Source organism: Micromonospora sp. AKA38 (assembly GCF_027925725.1).
Lineage (GTDB): Bacteria > Actinomycetota > Actinomycetes > Mycobacteriales > Micromonosporaceae > Micromonospora.
The window spans coordinates 1,277,469-1,293,298 of the sequence record NZ_BNEI01000005.1; the positions used below are offsets into that span (position 1 = coordinate 1,277,469).

6 protein-coding genes are annotated in these 15,830 nt (G+C 75.7%); 4 read left to right on the forward strand and 2 right to left on the reverse strand.

Translation table 11 applies throughout. The features are described 5' to 3' along the window. Positions 1-13: 13 nt before the first annotated feature. From TPA0908_RS22530 to TPA0908_RS22545, 4 genes are all read left to right on the forward strand, one after another. Positions 14-5,638, forward strand: a complete 5,625-nt coding sequence (locus TPA0908_RS22530; protein WP_281940982.1) for a type I polyketide synthase — start codon at positions 14-16, stop codon at positions 5,636-5,638. Between the two features lie 84 nt (positions 5,639-5,722). Beyond that, positions 5,723-6,748, forward strand: coding sequence for an ABC transporter ATP-binding protein (locus tag TPA0908_RS22535; protein ID WP_281940984.1), 1,026 nt, complete (start codon positions 5,723-5,725; stop codon positions 6,746-6,748). Next, a complete protein-coding gene (locus tag TPA0908_RS22540; protein ID WP_281940986.1) occupies positions 6,745-7,581 on the forward strand; it encodes an ABC transporter permease in 837 nt (278 codons plus the stop codon). The genes TPA0908_RS22535 and TPA0908_RS22540 overlap by 4 nt, the downstream gene beginning before the upstream one ends. A gap of 12 nt (positions 7,582-7,593) precedes the next feature. After that, positions 7,594-8,949, forward strand: coding sequence for a glycosyltransferase (locus TPA0908_RS22545; RefSeq protein ID WP_281940988.1), 1,356 nt, complete (start codon positions 7,594-7,596; stop codon positions 8,947-8,949). Between the two features lie 93 nt (positions 8,950-9,042). Here TPA0908_RS22545 and TPA0908_RS22550 read toward each other — a convergent pair whose 3' ends face one another. Then, positions 9,043-11,850, reverse strand: coding sequence for an AAA family ATPase (locus TPA0908_RS22550; protein WP_281940990.1), 2,808 nt, complete (start codon positions 11,848-11,850; stop codon positions 9,043-9,045). 466 nt (positions 11,851-12,316) lie between these two features. Then, the gene (locus TPA0908_RS22555; RefSeq protein WP_281940992.1) at positions 12,317-15,073 is read right to left on the reverse strand and encodes an AAA family ATPase; all 2,757 of its coding nucleotides are present in this window, start codon (positions 15,071-15,073) and stop codon (positions 12,317-12,319) included. Between the last annotated feature and the right edge of the window lie 757 nt (positions 15,074-15,830).

Below are 15,830 nucleotides of genomic sequence, written 5' to 3' on the forward strand. Positions count from 1 at the left end.
CAGGGAGGGCCCGATGAGCGTCTCGCTGGACGAGGTGGTCGGCGCGCTGCGCGCGTCGCTGCTGGACAACCAGAAACTCAAACAGCAGAACCAGCAACTCGCCGACCGGCTCACCGAACCGGTGGCGATCATCGGGATGAGCTGCCGCTTCCCCGGCGGGGTGCGCTCGCCCGAGCAGCTCTGGGAGCTGGTCGACGCCGGCCGCGACGCGATGGCGCCGTTCCCGGCCGACCGGGGCTGGGACCTCGACGCGCTCTACGACACCGACCCGGCCAGCCGGGGCACCTCCTACGTCCGCGACGGCGGTTTCCTGCCCGACGCCGGCGACTTCGACCCGGCGTTCTTCGGCATCAGCCCGCGCGAGGCCCTCGCCATGGACCCGCAGCAGCGGCTGCTGCTGGAGACCGCGTGGGAGGCGTTCGAGTCCGCCGGCGTCGACCCCACCGCGCTGCGCGGCGCGCCCACCGGCGTGTACGCGGCCACCAGCAGCCAGGGCGACTACGCGGCGCTGCTCACCGGCGTCGGCGGCGGCGTCGAGGGCTACCTCGGCACCGGCAGCGCGGCGGCGGTGGCCAGCGGCCGGATCGCGTACGCGCTGGGCCTGGAGGGCCCGGCGATCACCGTCGACACCGCCTGCTCGTCGTCGCTGGTCGCGCTGCACCTGGCCTGCCAGGCGCTGCGGCTGGGGGAGTGCACGCTGGCGCTGGCCGGCGGCGTGTCCGTGATGGCCACCCCCACCGTCTTCGTGGAGTTCTCCCGGCAGCGCGGCCTGTCCACCGACGGCCGGTGCAAGTCGTTCGCCGCCGCCGCCGACGGCACCGGCTGGTCCGAGGGCGTCGGCATGCTGCTCGTCGAACGGCTCTCCGACGCCCGCCGCCACGGCCACCCGGTGCTCGCCGTGGTGCGTGGCACCGCGGTCAACCAGGACGGCGCCAGCAGCGGCCTCACCGCGCCCAACGGCCCCGCCCAGCGGAAGGTGATCCGGGCCGCGCTGGCCAACGCCGGGCTCACCGCCGCCGAGGTGGACGTGGTGGAGGCGCACGGCACCGGCACCACGCTGGGTGACCCGATCGAGGCGCAGGCGCTGCTGGCGACCTATGGGCAGGACCGGTCCACGCCGCTGCTGCTCGGCTCCGTCAAGTCGAACATCGGGCACACCCAGGCCGCCGCCGGCGTCGCCGGGATCATCAAGATGGTGCTCGCCATGCGGCACGGCCGGCTCCCGGCCACGCTGCACGTCGACCGGCCCACCCCGCACGTCGACTGGACGGCCGGCGCGGTGGAGCTGCTGACCGACGCGCGGCAGTGGCCGGCGACCGGCCGCCCGCGCCGGGCCGGCGTCTCCGCGTTCGGCGTCAGCGGCACCAACGCCCACGCCGTCATCGAACAGGTCGAGGACCCGCCGACCCCGCCGACCGGCCGCCCCGCCCCGCCGGCGCCCTGGGTGGTCTCGGCGCGCTCCGGGCCGGCGCTCGCCGGACAGGCCCGCCGGCTGCTCGAACACCTCGACACCCACCCCGACCTGCGCCCGGCCGACATCGCGTACGCGCTGCTCACCACGCGGGCGGCGCTGCCGCACCGGGCCGCGGTCACCGGCGACGACGCGGCGGCGCTGCGCGCCGGGCTGCGTGCGGTCGCCGAGGACCGGCCCGCGCCCGGCGTGGTTCGCGGCGTGGCCCGGACCGCCGGCAAGCTCGCCGTCCTCTTTCCCGGGCAGGGCGGCCAGCGGCCCGGCATGGGCGCCGAGCTGCACCGCCGCTTCCCGGTCTTCGCCGCCGCGTTCGACGAGGTGGCCGCCGAACTCGACAGGCACCTGAGCCGCCCGCTGCGCGAGGTGGCGTTCGCCGCGCCGGACACCCCCGAGGCGGCGCTGCTGGACCGCACCGAGTGGACCCAGCCCGCGCTCTTCGCCTACCAGGTGGCCGCGTACCGGCTTGTCACCGCGCTCGGCCTGCGCCCGGCGCACCTGCTCGGCCACTCCGTCGGCGAGCTGGCCGCCGCGCACGTCGCCGGCGTGCTGTCGCTGCCGGACGCGGCCACGCTGGTGGCCGCCCGGGCCCGGCTCATGCAGGCGCTGCCGGCCGGCGGCGCGATGCTCGCGGTCCGCGCGTCCGCCGCCGAGGTGACGCCGCTGCTCGACGCGCGGGTGGCGCTGGCCGCGGTGAACGGCCCCGAGTCGGTGGTGCTCTCCGGCGACGAGGGCGCGGTGCTCGCCGCCGGCGAGCGGCTCGCCGCCCAGGGTCGCCGGACCCGCCGGCTGCGGGTCGGCCACGCGTTCCACTCGGCCCGGATGGACGACATGCTGGCCGAGTTCCGGGTGGTCGCCGAGAAACTCACCTGGCAGCCGCCGAGCGTGCCGCTGGTCTCCGACCGCACCGGCGAGCCGCTCACCGACGCGCAGGCCACCGACCCGGGCTACTGGGTCGAGCACGTCCGCGACACGGTGCGGTTCTCGTCGGCGGTGGCCACGCTCGCCGCCGCCGGGACCGGCACCTTCCTGGACCTGGGCCCGGACGCCGCGTTGACCGCACTGGCCCGCGAGTGCCTGCCCGACGCCGAACCGGCCGCGTTCGTGCCGGTCGCCCGGCGTGAGCTGTCCGAACCGGCCGGCCTGCTCGCCGCGCTCGCCGCCGTGGACCTGCGCGGCGCCGGCGTACGCTGGCCCGCGCTGTTCGCCGGCACCGACGCCACCCGGGTCGACCTGCCCACGTACGCGTTCGCCCACGAGCGGTTCTGGCCCGACCCGATCCGGCTCGACCTGGGCCCGCGCCCCGCCGACCCGGCCGACGGCGAGTTCTGGTCCACCGCCGAGGACGGCGACCCGGCCGCGCTGGCCGCCCTGCTCGGTCTCGACGACGACGCCGCCGGCCCGCTCGGCGACCTGTTGCCGGCGCTGACCGGCTACCGGGACCGTCGCCGCCGGTCGGCCACCCTGGACGGACTGCGCTACCGGACCGGCTGGACCCCGGTCGAGCCGCCGACCGGCGCCGCGCCGACCGGCCCGTGCCTGGTCGTGGGCCCACCCGGCGACCTGCTCGACGCCGTGACCGACGCGGTACGCGCCGAGGGCCTGGAGCCGGTGCCCGTACCGGCGCCGCCCGGTGTCGACCCGGTCGCCACGCTGCGCGACCGCCTCGGCACCCTCACCCCGGTCCGGGTGATCTCGCTGCTGCCCGCCGTCGCGGCCGTCCACCGGTCGGCGGACACCGGAGCGCCGGCGGCCGGATCGGGGCCGGGCACCGACGCGGCCGGATCGGGGCCGGGCACCGACGGGGCCGGATCGGCGGCCACCGGCGACGCGGCCGGAGCGACGGCCACCGACGGCGGGGACGTCCTCGCCGGGACCGTCGCGCTGGTGCGGGCGCTCACCGACGCCGGGGTCACCGCGCCGCTGTGGTGCGTCACCCGGGGCGCGGTCGCCGTCGACGCCGACGACCCGACACCCGACCCGGCGGTCGCCACCGTCTGGGGCCTGGGCCGGGTGCTGGCGCTGGAACACCCCCGGCTCTGGGGCGGCCTGCTGGACCTGCCCGCCGAACCGGCCGGCCCGGACGCCGCCCGGCTCGCCCGCGTGGTGGCCGGGGACGGCGTCGAGGACCAGCTCGCGATCCGCGCCGGTGGCCTGCGCGCCCGCCGGCTGGAACGCGCGCCGGCCGGCGTCGACCGGCCGTGGCGGCCGGACGGCGCGGTGCTGGTGCACGGCGACGCCCCGGTTCGCCGCCCGTACCTGCTGCGCCGGCTCGCCGAGGCGGGCGTGACCCACCTGCTCCTGGCCGGCCCACCCCTGCTGGCCGACACCGACCGGGCCGGCCCGGAGGGCGTCGAGCGGACCACCGTCGACGGCGCGGAGCGGACCACGGTGCACGGCGTCGAGGTGACCACCGTGGCCGGTCCGGAGGCGCTGTCCGCCGCGTTGGCGCGACTGGCCGCGGCCGGCACGCCGGTGCGTACCGTGCTGCACGTGGCCGACGCCGGCGGGGCCGGCGAGCCGGTCGTGGCGGCCGACCCGGACCGGTTGGCCGGCTCCGTCAGCGCGCACCTGGAGGCGGTGGCCCGGCTCGACGCCGTCTGCGCCGACCACCCGGTCGACAAGTTCCTGATCTTCGTCTCCACGGCCGCCACCTGGGGCAGCGGCGGCGCCGCGGTCACCGCCGCGACCGGCGCCGGCCTGGCCGCCCTCGCCGCCCGCCGCCGCGCCACCGGTCGACCGGCCACCGTGCTGGCGTGGGCGCCGTGGCACGGCGAGGCCACCGACCCGGAGCAGCTACGCCGTCGGGGCATCCGCCCGCTGGACCCCGGCGTGGCCCTCGACGCGCTGGACCGGGCCGTCGCCGCCGGCGGCGACGAGGTCGCCGTCGCGGACGTCGACTGGCCGGCGTTCGTGCCCGCGTTCACCGCGGTCCGGCCGGCCCCGCTGCTGCGCGGCGTGCCGGACGCGGTGACCGAACCGACCGCCCCGGCCGCCGGGACCGGCTCCGACCCGGCGACCGCGCTGCGGGACCGGCTGGCCGCTGTGCCCGCCGCCGACCGGCACCGGATCCTGGTGGACCTGGTCCGGGCGCAGGCCGCCACCGTCCTCGGACACGCCGGGCCGGGCGCGGTCGAGGAGGACCGGGACTTCCTGGAGCTGGGCTTCGACTCGCTCACCGCGCTGGAGCTGCGCGACGCGCTGCGCCAGGAGACCGGCGCGGAGCTGTCCGCCACCCTGCTCTTCGACCACCCCACCCCGATCGCGCTGGCCGGGCACCTGCTCGGCGTGATCCTCGGCGGGCCGGCCGCCGACGCGCCCGCCGACGCGGCGTCACCGGAGGGCGCGGGCGGCCTGCTCGGCGGGCTGTTCCGGCAGCCCAAGGCGCGCGCCGACGCGGCCGGGTACGCCGAGCTGCTGGTCAAGCTGGCCCAGTTCCGGCCCAGCTTCCGCACCCCGGAGGAGCTGACCCGACCGGCCGCCGTCATGCGGCTGGCCGACGGGCCGGCCACGCCGGTGGTCTGCTGCTGCACCATGTCGCTGCTCTCCGGCGCGCACGAGTACGCCCGCGTCGCCGCCGGGATGCGCGGCCGGCGGGACGTGTGGGCGCTGCCCAACCCGGGCTTCGGCGTCGGCGAGGAGCTGCCCGCCGACCTCGACGCGCTGCTGCGGGTGCACGCGGACACCGTGCTGCGCGCGGTCGGATCCGGCGACTTCGTGCTGGCCGGCCACTCCGGCGGCGCGATGGTGGCCAACCTGCTCGCCGCCGAGCTGGAGCGGCAGGGCCGGGCCCCGGCCGCGGTGGTGCTGATGGACACCTACCCGGCCGGCAGCGAGGTGCTCGGCGGCTGGACCTCGCAGCTGCTCGACGGGATGGTCGAGCGGGACAGCGCGTACACCCCGATGGACGACCACCGGGCCACCGCGTGGGCCGGCTACCTGCCGCTGTTCCTCGACTGGAACCCCACGCCGATGGCCGCGCCGACGCTGCTCGTACGCGCCGGCGAGCCGCTGGGGGAGTGGACCGGGGAACCCGACGGGTGGAAGTCGGTGTGGCCGTACCCGCACGAGACGCGGGACGCGGCCGGCGACCACTTCACCATGGTCGGCGAACGCGGCCCGGAACTCGCCGCCACCGTCGACGCGTGGCTCACCGAGCGGGGGCTGTGAGGCCGCCCCTTGGCTGCCCCTAACGCCCCCTATCGCGGTGGCGGACAACTGTCTTACCAGGAACCAGGACGGGAGCATGACGACGTGGACGAGGCAGTGGTGGTCGACGGGCTGGTCAAGAAGTACCGGCCCGACATGCCGCCGGCGGTGGACGGACTGAGTTTCTCGGTCGCCGCGGGCGAGGTCTTCGGTCTGCTCGGGCCGAACGGCGCGGGAAAGACCACGACGATCGGGGTGCTGACGACCCGGGTGCGGGCCACCTCCGGTCGTGCCCTGGTCTGCGGCGCGGACGTGTCCCGCGCGCCGGCCGTGGCCCGGCAACTGCTCGCGGTGGTGCCGCAGCGGGTCAACCTGGACCGGTCGCTCACCGTCCGGCAGAACCTGCTGTTCCACTCCGCGTACCACCGGGTGTCCCGGGCCCGCCGCGTGAAACGCGCCGACGAGCTGCTGGAACAGATGGGCCTGAAGGACTTCGCCAAGGCCCGCACGGACTTCCTCTCCGGCGGCCTGGCCCAACGCACCATGATCGCCCGGGCGTTGATGCACGCCCCCCGGGTGCTCTTCCTCGACGAGCCGTCCGCCGGTCTCGACCCGCAGTCCCGGCTGTTCGTGCACGAGCGGATCGCCGACCTGAAGCGGTCCGGGGTCACCGTCGTGGTGACCACGCACGACATGGAGGAGGCGGAGAAGCTCTGCGACCGGGTCGGCATCGTCGACCACGGCAAGCTGCTCACCCTGGACACGCCGACCGCGCTGACCCGGACGCTGCCCGGCAGCAGCACGCTGACGCTCGTGGTCGCGCCCGGCGCGCCGGCCGAGGCGGTGCAGACCGCACTGACCGACGTGCCGGACGTGGAACGCGTCGAACGGCTGCGCGCGGGCGGCGCGGCGGAGCTGCCGATGTTCCCCGGCATGCCGCCGATGCCGACGCCGGAGGATCCGGACGCGCCGTTGTCGTTCCGGGTCTACACCGCCGGTGCGCCGGCCAACGCCGTGCCGATGGCGTTGAAGGTCCTCACCGACCTCGGCTGCGAGGTCCGTGACCTCAGCGTCGGCCAGCCCAGCCTGGAGGACGTCTTCATCCACCTGACCGGAAGGGACCTTCGGTGACCGTCACCGCCCCCGCCGCGCCGGCGCCGCCGGCCGTCACCGCACCCCCGCCGGTACGCCTGCGCGACCAGCTCACCACGTTCCGGGCGGTGCTGTGGCGCGACGTCTTCGTCACCAGCCGGGAGCTGGGCGGGTTCCTGGCCCAGGTCTTCCTCCAGCCGCTGTTCATGCTGTTGATCTTCGGCAAGGTGCTCAAGGATCTCGGCTACGCCAGTGACGACTTCGCCAACGTGCTGCTGCCCGGCGTCATCGCGCTCAACGCGTTCCTGATCGGGCTGGAGAACACCGCGCTGCCGATGGTGATGGACTTCTCCTTCACCCGGGAGATCGAGGACCGGCTGCTGTCGCCGATGGCGATCCCGCTCGTCGCGTTCGAGAAGATCGTCTTCGGCGCGATCCGGGGCCTGGTCGCCGGGCTGGTGCTCATCCCGGTCGGCATGCTGATCCTCGGCGTCACCTGGCCGCTGTCCACGCTGCTGCCGGTGATCGGCGTGCTGGCCGCCGGCGCGCTGGTCGGCGCCGCCCTGGGCCTGACGTTCGGCACCCTGGTCCCGCCGCACCGCATCCAGATCATGTTCACGGTCACGCTGACGCCGCTGATGTTCACCGGCGCCACCCAGTTCCCGCTGCGCGCGCTGGACTCGCTGCCCTGGTTCCAGGTGGTCTGCGCAATCAACCCGCTCACCTACGTCAGCGAGGCCACCCGGTCGCTCGTCGCGCCGCCCGGTGTCGAGTCGGTGCCGCTCTGGCTGGACCTGGTCGTGCTCGCCGGGGTGTTCGTGGTCTTCACCGCCGTCGGCATCCGCGGCTTCATGCGCCGGGCGATGGACTAGGGGCCGGCCGCGATGAACCCCGACGACGCCCCGCTGCTGCTGGTCAGCTCCGGCAGCGCGGGGCTGTTCAACCCGCTGCTCACGCTGGCCGGCGAGCTGAAGCGCCGGGCCGCCCGACCGGTCCGGTTCGCCTGCACGGACGAGCGGCGGGCCGAGATCGAGGCGCTGCCCGGCGACGGCGACGTGCGCTTCGTCTCGCTCGGCCCACCTCGGGTGGAGGTCCGCCCGGAGCACTGGGACGACGAGACGCACCGCCGGATGTCCACCGGCTCCCGGGTGGTGAACTTCGCCAGCTACGTCGACGCGTCCACCGACTTCGACCACCTGCACGACCTGTACGAGCGCTGCCTGGCGGTCATCGACGAGGTGCGGCCGGCGCGGGCGGTGGTGGACTCGTTCGCCTCGTTCGGCCTGGACGCGGCCATCACCCGCGGGGTGCCGTTCGTCATCAGCGTCACGGTGCCGCCGTCGAACTTCCTCCAGGACAGTCTGCCGCCGGCGTACCCGATGTCGTTGTCCGGGCTGCCACTGGCGATGAACCCCAGCCAGCGGGCGGCGAACGACCGCTACCGGGCCGCGCTGGTGGCCACGCTCACCGAACCGGAGCGGCTCGCCCGCAGCACCGCCGCCGCGGCGCGGCGCGCGGACGCCGGCATCAGCAACGTCGAGCTGCGCCCCTCCCAGTACGCCGAGGCTGCCCAGGCGCTGCTCGCCTACACGGTGTTCGGGCTGGAGTACCCGTTCGACACCGCGCCGGCGAACCTGCGCATGGTGGGTTCGATGGTGCCCCGGGAGATCGTGCCGAGCCCGGACGGCGCCGAGCTGCGGGCCTGGCTCGACGCCCACGAGTCGGTGGTCTACGTCGGCTTCGGCACCATCATGCGCCCGACCGCCGCGCAGGTGGCCGCGCTGGTCGAGGTGGCCGCCCGGCTCGGGCCGGAGCACCAGGTGCTGTGGAAGCTGCCCGCCGCCCGGCACGCGTTGCTGCCGCCGGCCGACGAACTGCCACCCAACCTGCGCGTCGAGTCGTGGCTGCCGTCGCAGGTGGAGGTGCTGGCGCACCCGCACGTGCGGGTGTTCTTCAACCACGCCGCCGCGAACGCGATCCACGAGGCGGCCTGGTTCGGGGTGCCGCAGCTGGTGATGCCGTTCTGGTTCGACTGCTACGACGGGGCGGTGCGGGTGGTCGACGCCGGCGTGGCGTTGGCGGTCGAGCACGAGGACCCGCTCGACGTCGACGACGTCGTCGGCAAGCTGCGCCGGCTGCTGGCCGAGCCGTCCTTCCGCGACCGCGCCGCCCGCTGGCGTGACTGCCTGCGCCGCGCCGGCGGGGTGACCGCCGCCGCCGACCTGGTGCTGAGCGGTTAAGGAAGGGCCCCTTCCTAACGCATTCGGTAGAGGCGGGGCCCCTTGTTAACGCCCGGCGTTAACAAGGGGCCCCGCCTTACACCGACGGTCGGGTCAGGACGCGGCGGTCTGGATCTCCTCGCCCAGCGGCTCGGCGAAGGCCACCAGTCGGGCCGGCAGGTCCGAGCGGCGCTTGACGTCGAGCTTGCGGTAGACCCGGGTCAGGTGCTGCTCCACGGTGCTCACCGTGATGAACAGCTTGCTGGAGATCTGCCGGTTGGTGTGGCCCTGCGCGGCGAGCGCCGCGACCCGCCGTTCGGCCTCGCTGAGCCCGTCCTCCGGCTCCGGCGCCTCGGCCGGCGGACCCGCCGGCACGCTGCCCGGCTCGCGCCGGACCAGCCGCTGCGCCAGCACCGAGGCGCCGCAGTCCTGCGCCAGCTGGTACGCCCGACGGACCAGCAGCCGCGCCTGCGCCGAGTCGCCGGCCCGTTGCAGCGTCTGCCCGGTGTCCCCGAGCGCGCGGACCAGCTCCAGCCGGTCGCCGCAGCCCTGCAACAGGTTCACCGCCTCGGAGAGCAGCTTGCGCCGGTGGTCCGGCGCGGTGGTGCCGGCGAGCAGCCGCAGCGCCCGGCCCCGGGTGCGGTCGTCCACCCCGTGCGGCACCCGCAACTGCTCCTGGAGCAACTGGGTGGCGTGCGCCTTGTTACCCACCGCGAGCTGCACCCGGGCCAGCTCCAGCCGCCAGGGCACCAGCCCGGCCACGTCCACGCCCCAGGCGCGCATGAGTTCGCCGCACCGGCGCAGGTCGGTGGTGGCCGCGTGGGCCCGGCCGAGCGCCAGGTGGTGGCGGGCCCGGGCGGCCAGGTAGTGCAGCCCGAGCGGTGTGCGGAAGGCGCCGGCCGGCACGCTCTGCGCCAGCCAGCGATCCGCCTCGGCGTGCCGCCCGGACTCGGTGGCGCAGGCGATCAGCGTGGCCAGCGGGCCGGCCGCGGCGACTCCCCAGGCGGCCACCGGCAGGTCGTCGAGCGCGGCCCGGGCCTGCTGGTCGGCCACGGTCAGGTCGCCCAGCCGCAGCGCCGCCTCGGCGCGCAGCGCCCGCAGCACCGCCCGCCAGAGCGGGGCGTGCCGCACGGCCGGCCGTTCCAGCAGCGCCGCCGTCCAGGCGGCCACCCGGTCGGCACGCCCGGCCCAGAGCAGCGCCAGCAGCGGCGCGGCCAACATGGGGAGCATGCCGTCGTCGCAGTGGTGGCGGTGCAGCAGTTGCTCGGCGCCGGCCACCGCGTCGTGGTCGCCGGTCGGCGTCAGCGCCGCGCCGACGAGGCCCAGCGCCTGCGCCGGTGAGGAGCCGCCGGCCAGCAGCGCGGTCCGCGGCGCACCGGCCGCTTCCCGTACGGCGGCCAGGTGCTCCGGGTGGGAGAGCCCCAGCAGCAGGTGCATCGTCCGGCGACGGCCCGTCGCGTGGGCCTGCTCGTCGTCCCCGGCGCAGCCGGCGATCGCCTCGTCGGCCTCCTCGACCCGCCCCTGCCACAACAGGTACGGCGCGGCGGACAGGGCGGCGTCGGCCGGCCAGCCGCCCGCCCGGGCGGCGTCGACCAGTTGGTCGAGTTGCCCGTTGACGGCCAGCGGATTGATCTGCCAGCGCGCGCTGACCTGCATGGCGGTGATGGCGACCCGCTGTTCGTCGTCCACCTCGGCGCGGCCGACCAGGCGCAGGCAGCCGGCGGCCACGTCGGGCCGGCCGGCGGCGAGCGCCTGGGCGGCGGCGTCGTGCAGCACGGGCACGGTCCACCCGGCCTCCGCCCATCCGGCGGCGACCAGGTGCTCGGCCACGCCGCCCGGCTCGACGCCGTGCTCGTGCAGCACCTCGGCGGCCCGCTGGTGCAGGTCGCGTCGTTCGTCGACGGACATGTCGGCCAGGATGGACCGCCGGATCCGGGGGTGCCGCAGCCGATCCTGGTCCAGCAGGCCGGTGGTGCGCAGCATGCTGACCATCGGGGTGACCGACTCCGGCACCACGTCGAGCAGGTGGCCGAGCAGATCCGCCGGGCCGCCCGGCCGGTCCAGCACCGCCATCGCCTGTGCCACCCGGCGTACGCCCGGCTCGTGCCGGTACAGGCAGCCGAGCACCGCCTGGTCGAACGCGTCGCCGAGGGTGGCGTCCACGGTCGGTTCCTCGTCCGTCGCCGGCCGGGGCTGTTCCTCGATGAGCGCCCGGGTGAGCAGCGGGTTGCCGCCGGTCATCCGCAGGCAGCGCTCGGCGGCCTCCCGGGCCGCCGGCTCGACGTCGTCGTCGACCAGCCGGGCGATCGCCTCCACGGTCAGCGGCGGCAGGGTGATCCGGGTGAAGTGGGGCTGGCTGAACAGTTCGGCCCGGAAGTGCGGGTGCGACGGGCGCAACGTGCGGGCCTCCGCGAGCACCACCATGATCGGGGTGTGCCGCAGCCGGCGGGCGACGTAGAGCAGGCAGTGCAGCGACGCCGGGTCGGCGTGGTGCACGTCGTCGACGGTCAGCACGAGCGGCGCCGACTCGGCCAGTTCGAGCAGCGTGCTGAACAGGCCGTGCAGCACCGGCGCCCACACCTGGTCGGCGGCGTCGTCGCCGCCGTGTCCGGGCTCCGGCGGGGCGGTCGGGGAGTGGCGCAGCAGGCGCTCCACCCGTACCCCGGTCTCGGGGTCGAGCCGCGCCCCCTGCAGGAGTTGCCCCAGCACCCCCAGGTGCAGTCCGCGCTCGGCGCGCGACGCGGTCGCGCTGAGCACCCGGCCACCGGCGTTGGCCGCCCAGTCGCCGAACGACTCCAGCACGCTCGTCTTGCCGCTGCCCACCGCGCCGGTGACGAGCGAGACGTGTCCCCTCCGCTGCCGTTCGCAGTTCTGGAAGGTCTCGCGCAGCAGGGTGAGCTGTTCCTCTCGCTGTACCAGCACGTGTGTCGTCAGCCCTTCTCGTCGGCGGCGCCGCGACGGGGTCACCGCCGCCGGCAGGCCGCTCCGCCCGGTGTCGTCGACGACCCCTTCACCACACCCGCCGCAGACGCGAAACAGGGGTGAAGCGCACCGGGTCGCCGGCCGGGTGGACCCTGGAATCCTCCCCACCGGAGCGTGTCGTCGGACGACCGTTCCGGCTCCAGGCGAGTCTGGCATCGGCCCTGGCGTGCGACAACGGTCCCGGGACCCCACCGTTTCGGCGGTAAACCTGCGGTGCCGACCGGACGTTAGGGGTTGCGTGGCCGTCCGGAAGGGGGGCGCGGGCAGACCGGATGACGGGCCGGTTTCGCCCCGATGGACAGCAGGTGACGGCCGATCGAGGAGAGGAGACCACAATTCGGCGGGGCCCGCCGGCCGAGTGGCCGGCCGCGGGCGGACCGTCAGGGGTACGGGGTGGCCGGTCGGCTCAGCGGTCGAGCCGCAGCCGGGCGGCCAGTTCGCTGCGGGAGTTGACGTCCAGCTTGCGGTAGATCCGGGTCAGCCGCTGCTCGATGGCGCTGACGGTGAGGAACATCCGCTCGGCGATCTCCCGGTTGGTGTGCCCCTGCGCGGCCAGCGCGGCGACCCGGGACTCCGCGTCGTTGAGGCCGGTGAGCAGGATCCCGGCGTCGGAAGCCGGATCGGGCGCGGTGGCCCGGCCGGCCGCGGTCGGCCGCAGCACCGGGATTCCGCACTCCTCGGCGAGGTCCCGCGCGGCGCGGGCCGTGCTGCGTGCCTGACGCAGGTCGCCGGCCTGCTGCTGGGCCTGGCCGAGGTCGCCGAGGGCGCGCGCCAGCTCGACCCGGTCCCCGCACTGGCGCAGCAGTCGTACCGCGCACCGCAGGTGCCGGATCCGCTCCGCTCCCTCCTGGACGGTGCCGAGCACCCGCAGCGCGGCGCCCCGGTAGCGCAGGTCGGTCGGGCGGAGCCGGTCCAGCTCTTCCCGGACCACCTTCTCGGCCTGCTGCCGGCGGCCCATCCGCAGCAGCGCCCGCGCCGATTCGGTCCGCCAGGGGACCAACGGCGCCTGGTCGAGCCGCCACGAGGTCATCAGCTGCCCGCACAGCTGGAAGTCGGCCAGGGCCGCCTCGGGGCTGCCCGCGGCGAGGGCGTGCACACCCCGGGCGTGCAGGTAGTGCAGGCCGAACGGGGTCTCGAACAGCGTCGGCGGCACCGGCGTACGCAGGCAGGCCGCCGCCTCGTCCCACTCCTCGAGGCAGGTCAGCGTCCACAGCCGGATGGCCAGCGGCGCGCCGATGACGACACCCCACCCCTTCGGGGACAGCCGGTTGAGCGCCGACTCGGCGAGTTCACGCGCCCGGCGCAGGTCGCCGCGTCGGCCCGCCACGGTGGCGGCGACGGCGGTGAGCAGGGCACGCGGCGTCCGGTGCCGGCGGGCGGAGGCGATCCGGTCCAGCCGGTCGCACCACTCGCCGGCCAGGTCGAGCCGGTCGGCGTAGATCATGGCGATCACCGCGCAGACGGCGCTCCACATGTTCGGCTCGTCGTCCAGCCCGAGCGTCCCGAGCGTGCGTTCGGCGTTCTCCAGCGCGCCGAGGTCGCCCCGACCCAGCACGGTGTCGAGCAGGAGGACACCGCGCAGGCGGTGTCGGACCCGGGCGAGGGCGAGCGGGTCCCGGGTGGTGCCGGCCGGTGCGGCAACCGCGTCGAGCGGGACCCCGGGATAGAGCGTGGCCATCCAGCCCTTGATGATCATCAGGTCGCCGGCCGAGCGCGCGTCCGCACCGTCGGCGCGTTCACCGAGGTGGTGGATGAGTTCCATGGCCCGGCCGATCTGGCCGTGCCAGAGCAGGTACTGGATCGGACCGGCGGCCTGTCGGGTGTCCAGGTGGCCGGCGCGTACGGCGGTGGCGATGCCGAGCAGGTGGGGGACCGCGCCCTGCGGGTCCAGCCGCCACTCGGCGCGGGCCAGGGCGGAGCGGATCCGCGCCCGCAGGCACTCGTCGGCGCAGTCCCGGTTGGCGCGGCGCAGGTAGCGCCGGCCGGTGTCCACGTCGCCGTCGGCCAGCGCCTGTTCGCCGGCGTCGAGCAGGGTCTGCGCCATCCACGGCTCGGCCAGTTCGTCGGCGGTGAGCAGGTGCGGAGCGATCCGCGGTGGCGGGGCGCCGTCGTCGTGCAGCAGTTGGGCGGCGGCGCGGTGCAACCGGGCGCGTTCCTCCACGGTCATGCCGTCGAGCACCGCCCGGCGTACCGCCGGGTGTCGGAGACCGTCGGCGTCGACGAGACCGGCGCTGGTGGCCGCGTCGACGGCGTGCAGGTTCAGCTCGGAGGGGAGATCGACCAGGTGGGGCAGGAGCGGGCCGTGCAGCGGCTCCTCGGTCACCGCCAGCGCCCGGGCGGTCTTGAGCACCAGGTGTTCGCAGCGGTAGAGACAGCTCAGCACGGCCTCCCGGAACGCCTCGCCGGGTGTCGGCGTCTCGGCGTCGGCCGGGTGGTCGTCGGCCAGCGCGTGCACCAGCAGCGGGTTGCCGCCGCTGATCCGGTACGCCTCGTCGGCGATCCGCCGGGCCACCGGCGCGCCCAGCCGGTCGGCCAGGATCCGGTGTGTCCCGTCCGCGGTGAGCAGCGGCAGCCGGAGCCGGTGCAGCCGGGCCGGCTGGAGCAGTTCGGCGTAGGCGGTGGGCTGCCAGGGCCGGGTGCGCGGCGCCTCGGTCAGCACGATCAGCACCGGCAGGCCGGTGACCCGACGGGTCAGGTGGTCGAGGCACCGCAGCGACGGCGCGTCGGCGTGCTGGACGTCGTCGACCGCGACCACGGCGGGTGCCCGCGCGACGAGTTCCAGCAGTTCGCCGCCGATCGCGGCGGTGAGCGGGGCGAGCGCCTCCTCGTCGGCCGTCTCGCCCCAGCGCAGCACGGCCTGGTCCAGCAGCCGGCCGACGCGGTCGCGGTCGGCGTCGGCCACGGTGGCCCGTCGCACGAGTTGCCGCACCACCTCCAGCGGCACGGTGCGTTCGCTGCGCGACGCGCTGGCGCCGAGGAACGTGACCCCGGCCTCGGCGCACCGCCGGGCGAAGGACTGGAGGAGCGTGGTCTTGCCGGCGCCGACCGGCCCGGTGACCAGCGTGATCGGGCCGGGGGCGGGGGCCGGTCCGCCGGGGTGGAGCAGGCCGGCGAGCCGGCCGGTCAGGACGTCGAGATGCCGGTCCCGTTCGGCCATCGTCATCGGGCGGGCCTCCGCCCGGCCGCGGCCCCCGGGCGGGCCGTGCGCCGTGGTCTCCGGTGACACCCGTTGCAGTCAGAGACCCACAAATCCTTGACCCATTCCAATTGGCGAATACCGACAACGATGGTACGACGTGGGCGTTTCGTCGAACGTCGCGCCTGGTCTCGCGCGTCGAAAATCCGCCGTCACCTGCGGTCCCGCAATTTGGGCGGATCGACGCGGTCCGCCTCTATCGATCCCGATTCATGGAGTGGAGTATGTCAGCCCGGCAATTGGGCGGCAAGTCGAAGGATGTAAAGGATGAGCAAACATGGCATCACCGCGTCGGGGCTCGACGAGGGCGACCCGGGCGGTCCGACAGCGGAAAGTCATCCAGTTCTTCCGGAACGTGACGCAGACGGTCCGACAGGGCGGTTGGTAACGTTTTCCACCCTTGCCGCTAATGCACGTGGAGAACGGCCGGCCGGCCTCGGGGGCTGGACGCGGCGGCCGGTCGGCCGGCTCCGGCCGTCGGCCCGGCGACCCGGGTCGCGCGAGGGCTCCCGCCCCGCGGCGGGAGAGCGTTCTCGCTGTTCACCCGTTGCCGGACGGCGAGCGTGCCGGCGGGGGGCGTCGGACGGCGGCTCGATGCCGGTCGGTCCGCCCGCATGCCGCGGGCCGGCGCCGTGGCCTGTCGCTCCGGCCGGTGCGTCCGGCCCGGGCCGCCGGCGCTCCGACCGTTTCTCGCCGCGGCGGTTGCCTGCCGATTTCAGCAGCC

What these genes read in the sequence shown, in the direction of transcription:
- TPA0908_RS22555 (WP_281940992.1), bottom strand. Translation starts at nt 15,073, where the DNA reads ATGACGATGGCCGAACGGGACCGGCATCTCGACGTCCTGACCGGCCGG.
- TPA0908_RS22530 (WP_281940982.1), top strand. Translation starts at nt 14, where the DNA reads ATGAGCGTCTCGCTGGACGAGGTGGTCGGCGCGCTGCGCGCGTCGCTG.
- TPA0908_RS22545 (WP_281940988.1), top strand. Translation starts at nt 7,594, where the DNA reads ATGAACCCCGACGACGCCCCGCTGCTGCTGGTCAGCTCCGGCAGCGCG.